This window comes from Caulobacter sp. S45 (assembly GCF_903642205.1).
In the GTDB taxonomy this organism is placed as follows: domain Bacteria; phylum Pseudomonadota; class Alphaproteobacteria; order Caulobacterales; family Caulobacteraceae; genus CAHJWH01.
On the sequence record NZ_CAHJWH010000057.1, the window covers coordinates 1 to 16,365 of the forward strand.

Sequence of the window (16,365 nt, forward strand, 5' to 3'; positions counted from 1 at the left end):
ATCGCCTCGGCGCTGCAGCTATTCTACTTCGGCACCTGGCTGCCGCACCGCCATGAGGACGACGCGTTCGCCGACCGGCACCGCGCCCGCAGCCTTGAGTTCGGCTGGCTGGCGTCCCTGCTGGCCTGCTACCACTTCGGCTACCACCTGGAGCACCACCAAGCGCCCGGCACGCCCTGGTGGGCGCTGCCGGGTTATCGCACGCGCCACCGGCGCAACCGCGCGGTCTAGCTCAGCCCAGCTGGAGCAATCCCACCCTTGTCGGATATAGCGGCTGCATGAGTGCGCCCCAGTCCGCCCTACTCCCCGCCGCCGCCAAATGCAGCCTCTACCGGCAGGCGCTGGAGCAGATCGCGTCCGTCCTGGACGGTGAACCGGATCGTACCGCACGCATGGCCACCGTCGCCGCCATGCTGACCGAGACCTTGCGCCAGGCCTTCTGGGTCGGCTTCTATGTCGTCGATCCCAGGCGTTCAGAGGAGCTGGTGGTCGGCCCCTACCAGGGCACGCTCGGATGCTTGCGCATACCGTTCTCACGAGGGGTTTGCGGGGCGGCGGCGCGCACCGGTGCGACCCAGATCGTCCCGGACGTGCACGCCTTCCCCGGCCACATCGCCTGCGACAGCCGCTCAAACAGCGAGATTGTGGTCCCGGTGCTGGATGAGACCGGCGCTCTGATCGCGGTGCTGGACCTGGACTCCACCTCCTACTCCGCCTTCGACGGAGTGGACGCGGCAGGGCTGGAGGCGATCGTGGAGGCGGTGTTCGCCCGACTCAGCTCCGTCTGAACGCGGGCTCCAGCGCCTGTAGGCGGGCGATCACCGCGGCCTCGTCCCGGGCTGCCGCCGCCTGCATCAGGACCTGCAGCGACGCCTCCATCTCCGTCCAGGACGGCGCGTCGTCATAGGCGCAGAGCACTCCGTCCACGCCGGTGGGGCGCACCGTTTCAGCGTCGTAGAAGATTTCCTCGAACAGTTTCTCGCCAGGGCGCAAGCCTACGTAGTCGATCGCGATATCCTGATCCGGACGCAGGCCGTGGAGCTGGATCATCTGGCGGGCGAGATGGTCGATCCGCACCGGCTCGCCCATGTCCAGCACATAGACGCCGCCAGCCTCGGAGGCTGCAGGTATGGCGGCCGCCTGCAGCACCAGGCTCGAGGCTTCCTGCACGGTCATGAAGAAGCGCAGCATGTCCGGATGGGTCACGGTCACCGGACCGCCGCGGGCGATCTGGCGCTCGAACAGCGGGGCTACAGACCCGGTCGAGCCCAGCACATTGCCGAACCGCACCACCGCGGTCCTGACCGTCGCGCCGGCCGTGATCGCCCTCACAGCCCGCTCGGCCACCCGCTTGGTGGCGCCCATCACGTTGGTGGGGTTCACCGCCTTGTCGGTGGAGATGAACACCATGGCCTCACAGTCCCGCGACAGGCGCGCCACGTTCATGGCGCCGCCCAGGTTGGTCAGCACCGCCTCGGCCGGGTTCAGCTCCATCAGGGGAACGTGCTTCAGGGCTGCGGCATGGAGCACCACCTGTGGCCGCTCGCGGACGAACAGCTCCTCCAACCGGGCCACGTCGCGCACGTCGCCGAGCTCCGCTGTCCAGGCCTGAAGCGAGCCGCTCGTCGGGGGGAACTCGTCGCGGAGCGCCTGATCGACGGCGTAGAGGTTGAACTCCGAGGCGTCGAGCAGGATCAGCCGCTCAGGCGCAAGCCGCAAAGCTTGGCGCGTAAGCTCCGAACCGATGGTGCCACCAGCGCCTGTGACCAGCACCCGCTTGCCGGTGATCAGGCGCCGCGCGCGTTCGGGATCCAGGCTTCTCGGCGGCCGGTCGAGCAGGTCGGCTGCATCCACCGGCGCAACGCCCGCCCCACTCCGCACCCGGGTGAGCCTGGCGCCGGCGTCGCCGGCTGCGGCCACCACGGCGTCCATCAGCTCGCGCCCAGGCCGGGGCTCGGCCAGCACCAGCTGGGGCTCGCGCGCCTCCGCCGCCGCCAGAGCCTTCAGGATCGAGGCTAGCCGACGCAGGTCGCCGAGAATCTCCACTCCCTGGATCGTGCGCCCGAATGGAGCCCCGTCCAGGGTCACCAGTCCCGCCACCCGCAGGCCTGACGCGCCGGAGCGGCGGAGCTGGGTAAGATAGGCGGCTAACGCCGCACCCGATCCCACCACCACGGCGGGCGGCAGTTGGCGGTTCTCGAACTTGAACGCCGCACCCAGGTCGCCGTGGGCCAGGGCGTGCGCCAGCACTCGGCCGATGGCCAGGGCCACGATGAGGACGGGCGCGACCATGAGCGGGGTGGAGCGGGGGAAGTCCTGGGCCCTGTCGGCGGCGAACAGGATAGGCAGCAGCAGCAGGTCCGCTATCACAACTCCTTGCGCGATCCTGAGCACCTCATTCAGGGTGGTGAACCGCCACATGGTGCGGTGCTGGCGCGTGACCAGGAAGACCAACGCGCAGAGCGCGGTGAACAGCAATGTGGACCTGCTGACCAAGTGGTCGGGCGGGCGCTTCCGCTCGAAATGGTAGCGGACCAGCAGGACGCCCGCCATGACCGCCGCGGACCAGAACAGGTCGTAGGTCAGCACCAGCCAGGGCGTGAATCGAGCCGCCTGCACGCGCCGAGGCGACGGACTCATGCCGGCGTCTCGACAGGACGCTCGAGCGCAGCCGACAGGTTGAAAGGCGGCGCAGGCTCGTCCTCAGGCCGCGGCTCGAGCTGGGGCGCGGAAGGGGAAGCGCGCGGTCGAGGCCGGGGTGGCTCGACGGGCGTGAGCTTCCACCGTATGCGCGCGCCTTCCTGCCCCATCTCTCCGCGCAGCACGATCTGGACAGTACGACGCGGCAGGCCGTCGCGGAAACAGACGGACGGCTCCAGTCCCACCTCTGTCGCGTCATTGCGGAACCACCAACCCCTGTTCGAAGGCCCACGAAGCAGGATGCTCCGCCCGTCTCGCGCGAGTGACGACTCGACCTCGGGAAAGACGTGGAAGCGGACGGCGTAGGGCACCGCGCTTTTCGGTCCGGCCTTGCCAAGGGCGGGCGTCAGCACATCCTCGCCGCGGACTTCATCGCCGGCTCCGTCGACGAACAGCCGACGGTCGTGCGTCAGGCCGAACTCCCGCGCCCAGCCGTCATGGGAGACCTCCAGCCAGACGCCTGCCTCGTTCTCTTCGCGCCTGGCGGTGACCTGGACAGCGCCATCCACCAGCCTGGAACCCAGCGCCCGCGCCAGAAATCCTGTGAGCGGGCGGCCGGCGGACCCGCCGCCCACCTGCACCGTGCTGCCAGCCGCCGCCAGGCGCAGGGCCTGAGGACCGGCTGCGTCCGCGCTCCAGCCCCCACCGCAGAACAGCCTGTCGCCGCTCGCGGTCAGTTCGAGCGCCGCCGGCTGGGCGCAGGCCGTCACGCTCCATGCCGCAGCGGCCGGCGGGCCGCAGTCCACAAGCAGGTGGAGCTTGGGCCCGTCCAGCCTGTGGTAGGCGCTGTGCGGCGCATGACCCGGCGCCGGGGTGTCGAAGGCGTCCTCGTTCAGCGCCGCGGCGACTCCCTCGCTTTCCACCGCCTCACCGCCGTGGAAGCCGGCGAGCCGGCCATCGGAAAGGGTGTGGAAGCGCAGGGCTGCACCCAGCCGGTCCATGGCGGAGACCATGGCCGGGCTCGCCTCGCGCCCGCGCTGGAGCAGCAAGTCATCCAGCGTCAGCAGGTCGAACAACAGCTCCAGGGCCGCCTGAGGCGCACGGGTGCGGTGACCGCCGTCCGGAAGCACCGTATCGCCCAGGGCCGTAGCGAGCTTCGCCTGTGCGCGGTCGAGCAGGCGTTCGGCGGGTACGCCCGTCAGCGCGCCCGCGGCCACGGCCACAACGCAGGCGCGTTCGGCCGCCCGTGCGGGCTCTCCGGCCAGCGAGAGCAGCACGCGCGCCTGGTGCAGGAGCGAACCCGTCAGCTCGGCCGCCTCCACGTCGGACGCGACAGCGCTCATGCGCCGCGCCCCGGCCGCGAGGTTGAACACCCGGAGCTCGAGCACATCTGCGCCCCAGGCGAAGGCGTTCGGTCGATGGAACAGGCGACGCCAGCCCAGAAACAGCCGAAGGGCCTCGCGCGCGCCTGCCTCGCCGCAGGCGATCAGGTGCGGTGCGAAGGCGAAGCGGTGCAGCTCCACGGCAAATCGCCGGGTGGGGCTTGGCCGGTCCCAGGGATCGCCACCCGGCCCGATCTCGAGCTCCGCCCCCGCGAGCCGCAGCCGGCCCGCAAGGATCGCGCGGCCGACCTCGGGGTCAGCGGGCCGAAAGTCCCGCGGCGTCGCCATGAGCTTTGGCGCGTGGCTCCGCTGCAGCCGGTGGGAACCTGCGGAGACGCCTCGCCACTCGTAGGCCAGCCTGCGCGTCGCCGCGGTGGCGATGGCCAGAGCCCACAGGCCGATGCCTGCCTTGGCCTTCGTGGCGGCGCGTGCGGCCACTCCCCGCCCCTGCAGCCTATGCGCTGAGGCCCGTCATGCGGCCCTCAACGCAGCGATGTTGGCGGCATACGCGCTCTGACCGCCCTTGAAGACGGCCGTGCCCGCCACAAGCGCCGTCGCCCCGGCGTCCAGGCATGCGCGGGCGTTGTCCGGCGTGACGCCGCCGTCCACCTCGACCACGATGTCCAGTCCTGCCCGCTCGGCCATGTCGCGCAACCGTTGCACCTTGCGGAGCTGGGACGCCATGAAGCTCTGGCCACCGAAGCCGGGGTTGACCGACATCACCAGAACCAGGTCGACGTCCTCCAGCATGAAGTCGATCGCCTCCACGGGGGTAGAGGGATTGAACGCCACGCCGGCCTTCGCCCCCAGATCACGTATGCGCCTGCACGTGCGGTTCAGGTGGGGCCCCGCCTCGGGATGGATGCTGATGACATCCGCCCCAGCCTCTCGAAAGGCTTCGAGGTGCGGGTCCGCCGGCGCGATCATCAGATGCACATCGAAGGGAATGGCTACGTGCGCGCGAAGAGCCTTGATGACCGGCGGCCCTATGGTGATGTTGGGCACGAAGCTTCCATCCATCACGTCCACATGCAGCCAGTCGGCGCCGGCCGCCTCGATCGCCCGCGCCTCTTCTCCCAGCCTTGCGAAGTCGGCAGAGAGAATCGACGGCGAGATGATCGGAACCCCTAGGCGCATGTCCAAGGACTAGGGCCGCCGCCCGCCCGAAGCAAGGCGGGCGGTTCGAGCGATCTGCCCGTAAGGCTTAGTCGTGAGGAGGAGAGGGTGGGGGCGGCTGCGGTGGCGGTGGAACGGCGCCGTTCGCCAGAATGATCCGCACCCGCGGACCGAAGCTGACATAGACTTGGGAGCCGACCGAAATCGGATACTGATCGGGCTGGACCACCTCCAGCACCCGGCCGTCCCGCTGCATCCGGACATCGTAGGCGAAGCCCGAGCCGCGGGTAGCGCCCCGTTCCACCGCATTGCCCAGCACCGCGCCGGCCACGGTGCCGATGATGGCGCCGGCCGCATCGCCGCCGATCGCGGCGCCACTCGCCCCGCCGATCAGGGCTCCGCCGACGGTGCCCGCACCCGTGTCACGTCCGCCGAGCCGGACCGGGCGGAAGTTCACCACCGTCGCGGACTCCAATGGAACGGCTTGGCCTGCCTCATAAGGCGCGTAGGTGTTGGTATTCGGCGTCTCGCAGGCGGCAAGACCGCCCGCCGCCAATAAGACGACCGCCAGGACGGTGGGGCGAGAAAAACGATCGAGGCGCGGCATCTTCTGCAGGACCTTCCGGCTGAGGCGGCGGCGGCGTCCTCTACGCCGGCCGCCTTACGAAACGGGCCACAAAGAAACCGTCGCCGCCAAGCTCCGGTTCCGCAGGGCCGGGAAGCAGGCGCACAAAGCCCTGGGGCGTGATCGCCCGGGCAGGCGCGCCCGCCTCTCCCGCCGCCACCGGCGCGATCTCGAAGTCGGGCCGAATTTGCAGAAACGCCTGCGCCTGCCTCTCCCCCTCCTCCGGCTCCAGGGAGCAGACGCAGTAGACCAGCCGGCCGCCGGGCCGCACCCGCTCCGCCGCTGCGTCCAGCAAGCGCGCCTGCAGGGCCGCCAGCCTGGCGATATCACCCGGGCGGGCCGCCCAGAGCACGTCGGGGTGGCGGCGGAAGGTGCCCGTGGCGCTGCACGGCGCGTCCAAAAGCACTGCATCGAAGCTCCGAGGATCGACCCATGCGCAGGCCTCGGCCACTACCACTTCGGCAGACAGATGGGTGCGGGCCAGGTTCTCGTGCAGCCGCTTGAGCCGGGCGGCGGAGCGATCGAGCGCCGTGACCCGGCCTCCGGCCGCCGCGAGTTGAAGCGTTTTCCCCCCGGGCGCCGCGCACATGTCGAGCACCGTCCATCCGGGATATACGTCCAGCAGGCGCGCCGGCATTGCCGCGGCGGCGTCCTGCACCCACCACACGCCTTCAGCAAACCCCGGCCAGTCGAAGATCTCGCCCTTGAGCGACGTGCGCAGGCCGCCGGTGATCAACCGCTCGGCCTGGAGCGCCTGAACCAACGCATCCCCTACGTCTTGCTTGAGGGTCAAATCCGTTGGCGGCTCGTCAGCGATGACGGCGGCGATGTCCCGGGCCAGGGCTCCTCCGAAGGCGGTTCGCCAGCGTGCCAGCAGCCAGGGCGGCGCCAAAGCCTCAGGCTCGCCGGCCGGGGAGCCATCGCGGGCAAGGCCGCGCAGGACGGCGTTGACCAGACCCTTGTACGGCCGTGTGGCGTTGGCGCCGGAGGCCTGCTCAACGCTGACGGAGACCGCTGCATGGACCGGCACGTCCATGTACAGCACCTGCGCCGCTCCAAGCCTAAGCAGCCAGCGCGCCGCTTCGGGCGGCGGCTTCTGCAACCGCGCGTCAAGCGCGGCGTCTATGGGGCCGAGCCGCCTCAGCACCATGCCAGCCAGCGCCCTCGCGAAGGCCCGATCCCGCATCGCCAGGGTCGTGAACGGCGCGCGCGCCAGCGCCGCCTCCAGGCCGCCCCGGCGCTCGACAGCCGCCTGCAAGAGGTCGAGCGCCGCCACTCGCGCCGCCAGACCTTCCACTGGCGCAGGCGTTATCTGCAAATGGGGCGACTTCGCTTCTGCGTCCATCGCGCCTAGATCAGCCACACCGCCTCTTGCGGCAAGGAGTTACCCGTGACCGAACCTGTCCTGCTTCCCGGCTCGAAAATCGATGCGACGCTCGGCGCAGCCCCGGGCAAGCCCCTGTCCGACGCTGCACGCCGAGCCCTCCAGGAGGCCATCGAACGCCGCGCCGCTATCGACGCCGCCACCCTCGCCGCGGCCGAAGCTGGCGAGAAAGGCGGCCCCGCAGGCCTGGAGCCCACACGCTACGGCGACTGGGAACGCAAGGGCATGGCCATCGACTTCTCGTGATTCGGGAGAGGCTTAGCTCCAGGCCTTGAAATGCTTGGATAGCTTCAGTCCCTGATTCTGATAGTGCGAGCCCTGGAATCCGTAGAGGCGCGAGGGCCGCTCCGTGAGCGGCTCATAGACCAGCCGCGCCACGGTCTGGCCGTCCTCCAGCAGGAAGGGTGTCTCGTGGCTCCGCACCTCCAGCACCGCGCGCGACCCCGCGCCGAGAGCCTCCTCGGTACCGAAACCCGGATCGAAAAAGCCGGCATAATGGACCCGGAACTCGCCCACTGAAGGATCGATGGGGGTCATCTCGGCGGCCTGATCGGGCGGGATTTCCACCGCTTCCTTGGACGCCAGGATGTAGAACTCGCCCGGATCCAGCAGCAGTTCGCCGATCCCGTGGCGGTTCGGACGCGCCTCCAACGGCTCCCAGAATTCCTGCGGGAAGTGGCCGTCCTCCAGGTCCAGGTCGATCACCCCGGCGTGGCGGCGGCCACGGTAGCCTGCAAGGCCCTGGGTCAGGTCCACGCCCACGCTCTTCACCGCCAGAGCCGCCGTAAGGCCGCGCTTCAGGCGCAGCTGGTTCAGCCGGGTGCCGGTCCGCACCAGCACGGAGAAGGTCTGGGGCGCGATCTCAAGGTAGAGCGGCCCGCTGTAGCCCGCGGCCACATCGTCGAAAGCCTGGCCGCCGTCCGTCAGCAGGCGCACGAACACGTCCACCCGGCCTGTCGAACTCTTCGGATTGGCCCGGCCTGAGACCTGGACAGGCAGATCGAGCCGCTCCTGCAGCTCGGCGATGTAGACGCAGCCGCGCTCCAGCACCGCACCGGCAGTGAGGTCCAGCCTGTGCATGGACACATCCCCCATCCTCTCGGCCACCGTCCGGCCGCACCCGGGCAGAAAGGAAGCGCGCACCCGCCAGGCCTGGCCGCCGAGCCGCAGGTCCAGGCTCGCGGGCTGAAGCTGGTCGAAGCTGTAGGGGTTGGCGGCCCGCACGGCGCCCTGTTCGATCAAGGCCAACAGCGCCTGATATGGAAGGATGCCCGAGGGTCCAGTCGGTGGGAGTTCGGTCAAGGAGCCGCCTTGCGGAGCTGGAACAGCGCCGGACACTCGTCAAAGGCGCGGCCCTTGGCAAGCATATGGGCAAAGCGCTGCTGGCCCGTCCATCGGAGTTGCTGAGCGCACACGCCCTTGACCTGGACCGCCCTCCCCGGCCATGCCAGTCCCATGAGCGACTCCGAAGAGCGCGAAGGACCACACGCCGAGCGCCCCCAGGACTGGGCGCCCGCGACCCGACTGGTGCGCGGCGGCCTGGCCCGCACCCCCTATGGCGAGATCGCCGAGCCCATCTTCCTGACCCAGAGCTTCGCCTACGACAGCGCCGAGGCCGCCGATCGGCGCTTTAGCGGCGAGGATCCAGGCTTCATCTACGCCCGCTACGGCAACCCCACCGTCAAGATGTTCGAGGACCGGCTGGCCTTGCTCGAAGGCGCGACGGGCTGCAGGGCCCTGGCCTCGGGCATGGCTGCAGTGAACATCGCGCTGCTGGGCCTGCTCAGGGCCGGGGATCACTTGGTGGCCAGCCGGGCCCTGTTCGGCTCCTGCCGCTGGATCGTCACCCAGATGCTGCCGCGCTTCGGGGTGGAGAGCACCGTGGTCGACGGGACCGACCTGGAGGCTTGGCGCGCGGCGGTGCGGCCGAACACCAAGGCCTTCTTCCTGGAGAGCCCCGCCAACCCGTTGCTGGAGATCATCGACATCCCCGCGGTGGCCGAGATCGCCCACGCGACTGGCGCCAAGCTTGTGGTCGACAACGCCTTCGCCAGCCCCATCCTGCAGTCGCCCCTGCAGCTCGGCGCAGACATGGTGGTCTATTCCGCCACCAAGCACATCGACGGCCAAGGCCGGGTGCTGGGTGGCGCGATCCTGGGCGAGGACGCGGCCCTGGACGAGCACTACAAGGAGCTGATCCGCCACACCGGCCCGGCGCTCTCGCCCTTCAGCGCCTGGGTGCTGCTGAAAGGCCTGGAGACGCTGGAGCTGCGGGTGATGCGGCAGAGCGCCACCGCAGCGACCCTCGCTGACAAGATCGCCGAACACACAGCCGTAGACCGCATCTTCTATCCCGCGCGGGCCGACCACCCCCAGGCCACGATCGCGGCCCGGCAGATGAAGGCCGGCGGCACCATCATGGCTTTCGATCTCGGCGGCCGGCCCAAGGCTTTCGCCTTCCTCAACGCGCTGCAGATAGTGGACATCTCCAACAACCTGGCCGACGCCAAGTCGCTCGCCGTGCACCCCTCCACCACCACCCATCGCTCCACACCCGAAGCCGACCGGCTGGCGATTGGCCTGACCGAGGGCTGCGTGCGCCTGTCCGTGGGGCTTGAGGACCCGGTCGACCTGGAACGCGACCTGATGCGCGCGCTGAACGCCGCAGGGTCGGCCGCCTGATGGCTCGGGACCCCGGCTACGAGGCCCGCATCGCCGACGTGGTGGTGCGGGTACGCCCGCAGTACCTGCCCGAACAGTCGGAGCCCGAGGAACGGCGCTGGGTGTGGGCCTACCATATCGAGGTTGAGAACAGGGGCCAGGCAACCGTCCAGCTGCTCGCGCGGCACTGGCGCATCACCGACGCGACCGGTCATGTAGAGCAGGTCAAGGGCCTGGGCGTGGTGGGCGAGCAGCCGGTGCTGAACCCCGGCGAGAGCTTCCGCTACACCAGCGGCTGTCCCCTCACCACCCCGTCGGGGGTGATGGTCGGCACCTACCGCATGGTCGGTGAAGGCGGGCAGTTCGACGTTCACATCCCCGCCTTCTCCCTGGACCTGCCCGACACACTGCGCGTGGTGAACTAGCCCGGGCGCGACGGTCGCTGCACTCAGATGGCGTGCGCCATCTCCAGGCGGCAGACGGTTTCTGCATCGGTCTCCACCTGCAAGGTGGCGTGGCCGATGCAGAAACGCCGGTGCAGGCCCTCGCAGATGGCGTTGAGCGCGTGGTCGCCGGGATGCCCTCGGGGCATCAGCAGATGGCAGGTCAGGGCAGTCTCCGTGGTGGACATGGCCCAGATGTGTAGGTCATGCAGGCCGGTCACCCCGTCTTGGCCCAGCAGGTGCGCGCGCACCTCAGCCGTCTCGATGCCTGCCGGCACCGCGTCCAGCGCCATGTTCAGCGACTCGCGCAGCAGGCTCAAGGTCCCCCACACGATCACGCCTGAGATCAGCAGGCTGGCAAGGGGATCGAGCCAGCTCCACCCCGTCAGCAGGATCAGCCCTCCAGCCACCACCACGCCGACCGCCACCAAGGCGTCGGACAGCATGTGCAGATAGGCGCCGCGCACATTCAGATCGCCCTTGCGCCCGGAGGCGAACAGGCCCGCCGTGATCCCGTTCACCGCGATCCCGGCCGCCGCCACACCCATGACCACGAAGCCCGCCGCCGGTTCCGGCTGAAGCAGCCGGCGGATCGCCTCCGCCACGACCGCGCCCGTCACCACCAGCAGCACGACCGCGTTCAGAAGCGCCGCCAGGACCGAGCTTGAGCCCAGGCCGTAGGTGAACCTCGCACTCGCCTGGCGTTTGGACAGCAGCGTCGCGCTCCAGGCCGCCATGAGGCCGAGTACGTCTCCGAGGTTGTGCCCTGCATCCGCCAGCAGCGCCATGGAATGGCCGAGCAGCCCATAAATCAACTCCGCACCGACGAAGGCGGTATTCAGCAGCGCGCCCACAGCAAAGGCGACCCCGAAGTTCGCTGGAGCGTGACTGTGATGGTGGCCGGCATGGAGGCCGCCATGGGAATGAGCGTGATGGCGCCTCTCCTGCATCTCGTGCCCATGCTCGCCGTGAGCTTGATCGTGGCGGCTATGATGGTCGTGCGGATGGGGGTCGCCTGGTTCGCAGTCCATGATCCGCTCCAGCATCAGGCGGCGGAGTAACAGAAACTCCGACGGGGTGACAGACGAGGTGGTCCTGGTCTAAGGAGTCGTCCTGGCTCCGCGGGCATGATGTAGTGGTAGCCTGGCAGCTTCCCAAGCTGCTCGTGCGGGTTCGATTCCCGCTGCCCGCTCAACGCATTAGCTCTCGTCAGATGACCGAGTTGGGAGAAAGTTGGGAGTCTGCGCTCCCGCTTCGTTCCTGTGGAGCTTCTGGACGAGGGCGCGCACGACCCGCTCGCTGTCCACATAGCGAGCCCTGATCCGCCGCACGCGGTCCCGCTCCCATCCCATAATATCGGCGATTTCCTCGTCGGTGAGGCCGGCGATGCACAGCCGAGTCGCGAACGTCCCGCGGGCGTCATGCAGGGAAAGTTCGACCCCGATCTGCTTGGCGAAATGCGATACTCGATCCGACAGGCTGTTCGCATTCCAGGCCTGGCCCAGCGAGCTGACGAGGACGGTCGCGGTAGCTTCGCGCCGGCCGATCTCGGCCAGGAGATCGCGCGTCTCCTTCAGGACGGGGACGGTGACGGTCACACTCCCCTCCTCCGCCCCGCGCCGACGACTCTTCCCGGTGCGCAGAATGATGGCCAGGTCGCCCACATCGGCCCATCGCATCCGGACAAGATCGCCGCGACGCAGTCCAGTGAGGCAGGCCAGGCGGAAGGCCTGGCTGACCAAGGGGGGCGCCGCCTGGACGAAGGCGGCGATGTGCGCCGCCTCCCACACAAGATCCGAGCGGTCCACGTCATAGAGGTGGGGGATGCCAGCCGCGCGGTTGATGGATAGGACGCCACGCTCGGCGGCGAAACCCAGCACGCGGGAGAGGACTTGGACGCCATAGTCGGCGGTGCGCGGGTTGGCGGCCCATTGGTCACGCCAGTCCATCAAGTCGGCCCTGACGGCTGCGGCTTCAAGCGCGCTAAAGGTCAAGGCGCCCAGCCCGGTTTTGACCGGCTGGCCCTCGCGATTGCCGCCGTCGACGATGCGATCCAGCCAACGAGTCCATTCCTTCCGCGTCGAAGCGGCGAGCTGCAGGAACTCGGGCTTGGACTTGTAGAGGGTGACGAGGCCTGAGAGGGTGTCGCTGCGCGGTGCCTTGCGGCCTTTCTGCGCCTCGACGTAGGCGGCGATGAATTCGGGCTCGTTCGGCTTGCCCGGGAGGCGTGGTCCGCCTTTCCAGGCGTACCAGTAGACGGCGACGGAGCCATCGCTGCGCCGCTTTCGGACCCGATTCAGACCCTTCAGCGGCACCTTCACTCAGCGCTCCTAGGCTGCTCCGGCGCGGATGCGATTTCGGTTGGCGCGGAATGCGTCCAGCTCGTCGGCTACCCCGTCGCCCTTTGGAGCGCCTGTCAACACCTCCACGCTGCCGTCCACCCCCAGCTTGACGCTGGACACCTTCAGGCCAGCGCTGGTGACCGCCTTGATGGCCCGGTTGATGGCAGCCTTCCTGGCGGTGCGCGGCGGCACGAAGGTGGCGGCTGCGTTCATCGCAGCGCCTCGTCCACCATGGCTTGCCAGCAGGCGACCACGCCGTTCGCCGCCGCTATCTGGCCTACTTCGATCATCGCCCTTGTCGGCTCCCTCAGAGCGGTAAGGACGGCGATCGTGTCGTCGACGTAGTCTCGCCAACGAGGTTCGGGAAAACGCCCACGGTCGACGCGGCCTTCAGGTGGAACGAGCACCTCATCAGGATCTTGCTTCGTCAGCGCGCACGCTCCCCGCGCCGCTCGCTCCAGCATCTCGTTCATATCTCGGCCTCCACTGAGGGCAGCATTGGAGCAGATCGTTCGAAGCGCGGAATGCACCCGGTCGGCTAGTTGACGGAGCCTTCGATGTGGACCGTCTGGAAAGGCTTGTGGCCGGCGGCATAGAGCTTCTTGGCGTGCGCAATCTTGCGCTGCAGGCGGCGCGCGAAGTCCGAACAGAACTCGCGGGTTTTCGTGGGCGTGGCGGTCGCGCCGGAGTCGGCTAGCATCATGGCCTGCAGGTCCAGCATGACGTTGACGATCTCGCCGACGCGAAGCACTGCCGTCGAGGTCTCCTCATCCTTCAAGCCGGTGAGCAGCGCATGGATGATCAGATCCTGGACCTTCTGCTCGTAAGACGGGATGCGGACGTAGTCCTGGGTGTCGTCGTTCATCTTAGGCGGCCGTGGCCAGGCGCTGACGGGCGAAGTCTTGAACCGCCTTCCGCTGCCACGGGGTCAGCTGCGCGACCATGTCCACGCCGACGTGGCGCTCGGCAGCACGTTCATCCCACAGGCGCTCGAGCGCGGCCGCTTGCTCCGGAAGCGAGGCGTAGACCTCGGCGATCATGGACCGATTGCCCATGATGAACGCCTGCCGCGCCCGCCCAGGATGGGCGAAGTACGGCTCGGTTTGAGCTCGGCCGCGCACGAACGCGGCGATGAGATCAGGATCGTCGACCGTGAACGACTTGTCGTAGTCGTCGTCGTGGTAGGCGCACCCGTACTGGGTGACGGTGCAATTCGGGTGGCTCTCGTACTCCGCCGCCCACGCCGCAGCATCGAACGGCACCACGTCGACCGGCGGCGAGGAGGGCTGGGTGAGACGCAGCAGGTCCTGAAAGACGTGGCCGAAGGACCAGTCCTCCACCGCCGAGCTGGTCAGCAGCTCGGCCAGCTTCTCCGGGCAGTCCAGGTCCTCGTAACGCGTGACGGTGTCGTTCATCCGGACCTCACGGATGCGGAGCTTCACCAGGACCGCCGCTATGTCTGGCGCCTCGCTGCGCAGGAGCGCGTCGCCGGCCTTGCGGTACGCCTTGGCCGCCCGCCTGAGCTCTTCCTCAGCAGCGTGCTCGCCATGCCGCTCACCGGCAGCAGCCAGCTTGTCGATCAGCTCGAGCAGGATCCCCGACAGGCGGACCTTCTCGGAAGCTGTCAGCGTCTCGTTGCTCCAGATCTGATCCACGTCGACGTAAAAGGCGTCCGGCCCGTCGCTTGGTCGGCGGCGCAGCTCCTCCGGAGGGGGCACCTCGCCCGCGATGGTGTCCTCGATGGCGTACACGATCGACTCAGCCGCGTTCACGGCCGCCAGAGCCGCGTTCCACCGGCCGAAGGCCTCGCCCCAGCGAACGCGGGCCGGATCGACCTGCGGAGCCGCCGACGACCGCACGATCCTCACCACGTCGGCGCACAAGGCTGAAATGGTGCTGTCGTCCAGCCCCTCCGGGTCGCCGGCCGTACTCATCATCGCCTCGGCCTTTGCGACGAGTTCAGCGGGCGTCGCTGCTTCCAGCTTCGTCCAGGCGCGGACCGCCGCGATGTGCCGATTCATCGCTTCCTGGTAGGCAACGTCAAGCGGGCTGCCCTCCTCAGGCATCGGGATCGGGATCGTGTCCTGGGCCTTCTGCGCGACCATGTAGGCGGCGAAGGAGTCCTCCAGCTCGAGACGCATGGCATCGAGGTCGGGGCGCGCACCAACGACCGATGGCCAGCCGATCAGCGGCGGTGCGGCTTCTCTGACGACGACGGCGTCAGGCGCGGTGGCGGTGCAGTCGGCGGGCGACATCAGCGGACTCCGATGATCAGGGTGAGGAAGGCACCACCGCTGAGGGCGACGGTGAGGAAGCTGGCGGCGAGGTGGGCGGCGCGGGTCACTGCACCACCTCCCCGGCGAGGATGGCGGGCAGGACTCGGGCGAGCGGGGCGCTGATGTGCTCCAGGCCGAACTCGACCCGCAGTTCGGCGCGGCGGTCAGCGCCATCGTGCAGCGGCAGTTCCCAGCCACGCACGTTCAGGGTGTCGCCCGTCAGCGCACAGGTGGCGCGGAACTCACCGTCCATGTCCTCGTCAGGCCGGACGTACAGGATCAGGTTGGCAGCGTCGGTGGACATATCCACGATGCGGGTGCGGCCCTTCAGGGCTGCAGCGGCTTGGATCGTCTGGCCGTTGGTCGGCATGGTGCGGTTCCCGTCCCGGTGGGGACGAGGCATGTATCACCGCCGTCACAGTTCGTGTCAACCGCGTTTTGACACGAACTGTGCGCTAGCTTTCGTCTCCATCTTCTTCGCTAAGCGCTTCCTCTTCCTCCGCGGCTAAGCGGTCGGCTTCCGCCTCCTCATCCCGCTGTCGCTCACGTTCCTGTTCCTCAAGGTGAAACTCGTACTCGCTGATATCCTTCTCGGTCGTCATAACATCCCACTGCCAAGACGGTCGGCGGAACGACATCTCGATCCTACCCACTACAACGCCGACGAGTTCCCAGCCGGGTGGAAACTTTGCTCCACGAGGAATTGTAAATTCCTGTTGTGGCATATGTCGGTTTGTTTTGCTTTTCGCGAATGTCACCGACTTAATATCGGCAGATACGTTCCAGGTCGCCGTCTCTGAAAGCGACCCCTCCTTGGTGCGGCCGATAACCTGGTCACCCTTGAAGAGCCGGCCCACGCGATAAGGAGTGACGATCAGATACTTAACTGTGCTGGTTTCAACCTCTAAGCTGAAGTCTCGAAACGCACGTAGGTCTTCCTGCCGGTGAAACACTATCTTCGGAATGATAATGAAGTCAGGGTCTGGCTTGCCCTGTTCCTCAAGCTTAACAAAATAATGATTCCTGACGGTGCCAACCACCTTAACTTTGAAGAATGTATCGGAGCTAATAGTCGTTTGCTCGGGAGGGGGACCGAAACCCCAGAGGATATAACCAGGCTGTATGCTGAGTGCGGTCGCGTACGCTGCGGCAGCTTCCGGACTGATTTTGTTTTGGCCGGTTTCGTGAGCTCGAATGGTGGACTCCGCTCTCCCAGTTTTGACGGCTAATTGCGCGCGGCTCAAACGTGCACGGGTACGCATGAGTCGAAGGCGGTCTTTGGGCTCAGCAGGAGTCATGAGCTAGAGTCGCACGCGAGAGCCGCACGGGTCATGGTTGCGCGCTGTCACGAACCGTGCCACATGGCTGATTATGTGGTTCCGCCCTCTGATTGCAAAGTGGGGTCCCGCCAATCTGGCGTCGGACCTCGGCCTGCCGACGAAGAACGTCCGGCGCTGGATCGACATGGACAGCATCCCGGCCGAGTGGTTCGCGCC

At 68.1% G+C, this 16,365-nt stretch carries 19 protein-coding genes and 1 tRNA gene; 6 read left to right on the plus strand and 14 right to left on the minus strand.

Going from position 1 to position 16,365, the window contains the following annotated elements:
- Nucleotides 1-231 (plus strand): fatty acid desaturase (locus HUV06_RS07715; protein ID WP_174300692.1); only part of this gene is annotated, 231 nt, incomplete at its 5' end.
- 47 nt (nt 232-278) lie between these two features.
- The gene (locus tag HUV06_RS07720) at nt 279-788 is read left to right on the plus strand and encodes a GAF domain-containing protein (RefSeq protein ID WP_174300693.1); all 510 of its coding nucleotides are present in this window, start codon (nt 279-281) and stop codon (nt 786-788) included.
- Here HUV06_RS07720 and HUV06_RS07725 read toward each other — a convergent pair.
- From HUV06_RS07725 to HUV06_RS07745, 5 genes are all read right to left on the minus strand, one after another.
- Complete coding sequence (locus HUV06_RS07725) at nt 775-2,640, minus strand: polysaccharide biosynthesis protein (protein WP_174300694.1); 1,866 nt, start codon at nt 2,638-2,640, stop codon at nt 775-777. The genes HUV06_RS07720 and HUV06_RS07725 overlap by 14 nt on opposite strands.
- Nucleotides 2,637-4,460, minus strand: a complete 1,824-nt coding sequence (locus tag HUV06_RS07730) for a heparinase II/III family protein (RefSeq protein WP_254600972.1) — start codon at nt 4,458-4,460, stop codon at nt 2,637-2,639. Before HUV06_RS07730 ends, HUV06_RS07725 begins: the two co-directional genes overlap by 4 nt.
- A gap of 33 nt (nt 4,461-4,493) precedes the next feature.
- Nucleotides 4,494-5,159: a ribulose-phosphate 3-epimerase gene (rpe, locus tag HUV06_RS07735; RefSeq protein ID WP_174300695.1), complete on the minus strand. Its 666-nt coding sequence runs from the start codon at nt 5,157-5,159 to the stop codon at nt 4,494-4,496.
- Nucleotides 5,160-5,226: 67 nt separating this feature from the next.
- Nucleotides 5,227-5,745: a hypothetical protein gene (locus tag HUV06_RS07740; protein WP_174300696.1), complete on the minus strand. Its 519-nt coding sequence runs from the start codon at nt 5,743-5,745 to the stop codon at nt 5,227-5,229.
- Nucleotides 5,746-5,785: 40 nt separating this feature from the next.
- Nucleotides 5,786-7,108 carry an RsmB/NOP family class I SAM-dependent RNA methyltransferase gene (locus tag HUV06_RS07745; RefSeq protein ID WP_174300709.1) on the minus strand — a complete coding sequence of 441 codons (1,323 nt, stop codon included), beginning with the start codon at nt 7,106-7,108 and terminating at the stop codon, nt 5,786-5,788.
- 45 nt (nt 7,109-7,153) lie between these two features.
- Between HUV06_RS07745 and HUV06_RS07750 the strand changes: the two genes are divergently transcribed.
- Nucleotides 7,154-7,393 carry a DUF1674 domain-containing protein gene (locus tag HUV06_RS07750; protein WP_174300697.1) on the plus strand — a complete coding sequence of 80 codons (240 nt, stop codon included), beginning with the start codon at nt 7,154-7,156 and terminating at the stop codon, nt 7,391-7,393.
- A 12-nt stretch (nt 7,394-7,405) separates the two neighbouring features.
- Here HUV06_RS07750 and HUV06_RS07755 read toward each other — a convergent pair whose 3' ends face one another.
- Complete coding sequence (locus HUV06_RS07755) at nt 7,406-8,449, minus strand: 2'-deoxycytidine 5'-triphosphate deaminase (protein ID WP_174300698.1); 1,044 nt, start codon at nt 8,447-8,449, stop codon at nt 7,406-7,408.
- Between the two features lie 153 nt (nt 8,450-8,602).
- Here HUV06_RS07755 and metZ point away from each other — a divergent pair, with 153 nt between their 5' ends.
- Both metZ and apaG read left to right on the plus strand, forming a co-directional pair.
- A complete protein-coding gene (gene metZ / locus HUV06_RS07760) occupies nt 8,603-9,829 on the plus strand; it encodes an O-succinylhomoserine sulfhydrylase (RefSeq protein ID WP_174300699.1) in 1,227 nt (408 codons plus the stop codon).
- Entirely contained in the window at nt 9,829-10,233 is a 405-nt protein-coding gene (gene apaG, locus HUV06_RS07765) for a Co2+/Mg2+ efflux protein ApaG (protein ID WP_174300700.1), read from the plus strand. The genes metZ and apaG overlap by 1 nt, the downstream gene beginning before the upstream one ends.
- A gap of 23 nt (nt 10,234-10,256) precedes the next feature.
- On the opposite strand, the gene HUV06_RS07770 is transcribed toward apaG, so the two are convergent.
- Nucleotides 10,257-11,282 (minus strand): cation diffusion facilitator family transporter, encoded by a 1,026-nt coding sequence (locus HUV06_RS07770; protein WP_217433712.1) that lies wholly within the window; start codon nt 11,280-11,282, stop codon nt 10,257-10,259.
- Nucleotides 11,283-11,372: 90 nt separating this feature from the next.
- On the opposite strand from HUV06_RS07770, the gene HUV06_RS07775 reads away from it, so the two are divergent.
- Nucleotides 11,373-11,443, plus strand: a tRNA-Gly gene (locus HUV06_RS07775).
- A 7-nt stretch (nt 11,444-11,450) separates the two neighbouring features.
- Here HUV06_RS07775 and HUV06_RS07780 read toward each other — a convergent pair.
- The 7 genes from HUV06_RS07780 to HUV06_RS07810 all read right to left on the minus strand — a co-directional run bounded on the left by HUV06_RS07780 (nt 11,451) and on the right by HUV06_RS07810 (nt 16,131).
- Nucleotides 11,451-12,572 carry a site-specific integrase gene (locus HUV06_RS07780; RefSeq protein WP_174300701.1) on the minus strand — a complete coding sequence of 374 codons (1,122 nt, stop codon included), beginning with the start codon at nt 12,570-12,572 and terminating at the stop codon, nt 11,451-11,453.
- 9 nt (nt 12,573-12,581) lie between these two features.
- Complete coding sequence (locus HUV06_RS07785) at nt 12,582-12,806, minus strand: hypothetical protein (RefSeq protein WP_174300702.1); 225 nt, start codon at nt 12,804-12,806, stop codon at nt 12,582-12,584.
- On the minus strand, nt 12,803-13,066 hold the full coding sequence (locus tag HUV06_RS07790; protein ID WP_174300703.1) for a hypothetical protein: 264 nt from the start codon (nt 13,064-13,066) through the stop codon (nt 12,803-12,805). The genes HUV06_RS07785 and HUV06_RS07790 overlap by 4 nt, the downstream gene beginning before the upstream one ends.
- Nucleotides 13,067-13,131: 65 nt before the next feature.
- The gene (locus tag HUV06_RS07795; RefSeq protein WP_174300704.1) at nt 13,132-13,458 is read right to left on the minus strand and encodes a hypothetical protein; all 327 of its coding nucleotides are present in this window, start codon (nt 13,456-13,458) and stop codon (nt 13,132-13,134) included.
- A 1-nt stretch (nt 13,459) separates the two neighbouring features.
- Complete coding sequence (locus tag HUV06_RS07800) at nt 13,460-14,848, minus strand: hypothetical protein (RefSeq protein ID WP_174300705.1); 1,389 nt, start codon at nt 14,846-14,848, stop codon at nt 13,460-13,462.
- Nucleotides 14,849-14,933: 85 nt separating this feature from the next.
- On the minus strand, nt 14,934-15,272 hold the full coding sequence (locus HUV06_RS07805; RefSeq protein WP_174300706.1) for a hypothetical protein: 339 nt from the start codon (nt 15,270-15,272) through the stop codon (nt 14,934-14,936).
- 52 nt (nt 15,273-15,324) lie between these two features.
- Nucleotides 15,325-16,131, minus strand: coding sequence for a helix-turn-helix transcriptional regulator (locus HUV06_RS07810; RefSeq protein WP_174300707.1), 807 nt, complete (start codon nt 16,129-16,131; stop codon nt 15,325-15,327).
- Nucleotides 16,132-16,365 lie beyond the last annotated feature (234 nt).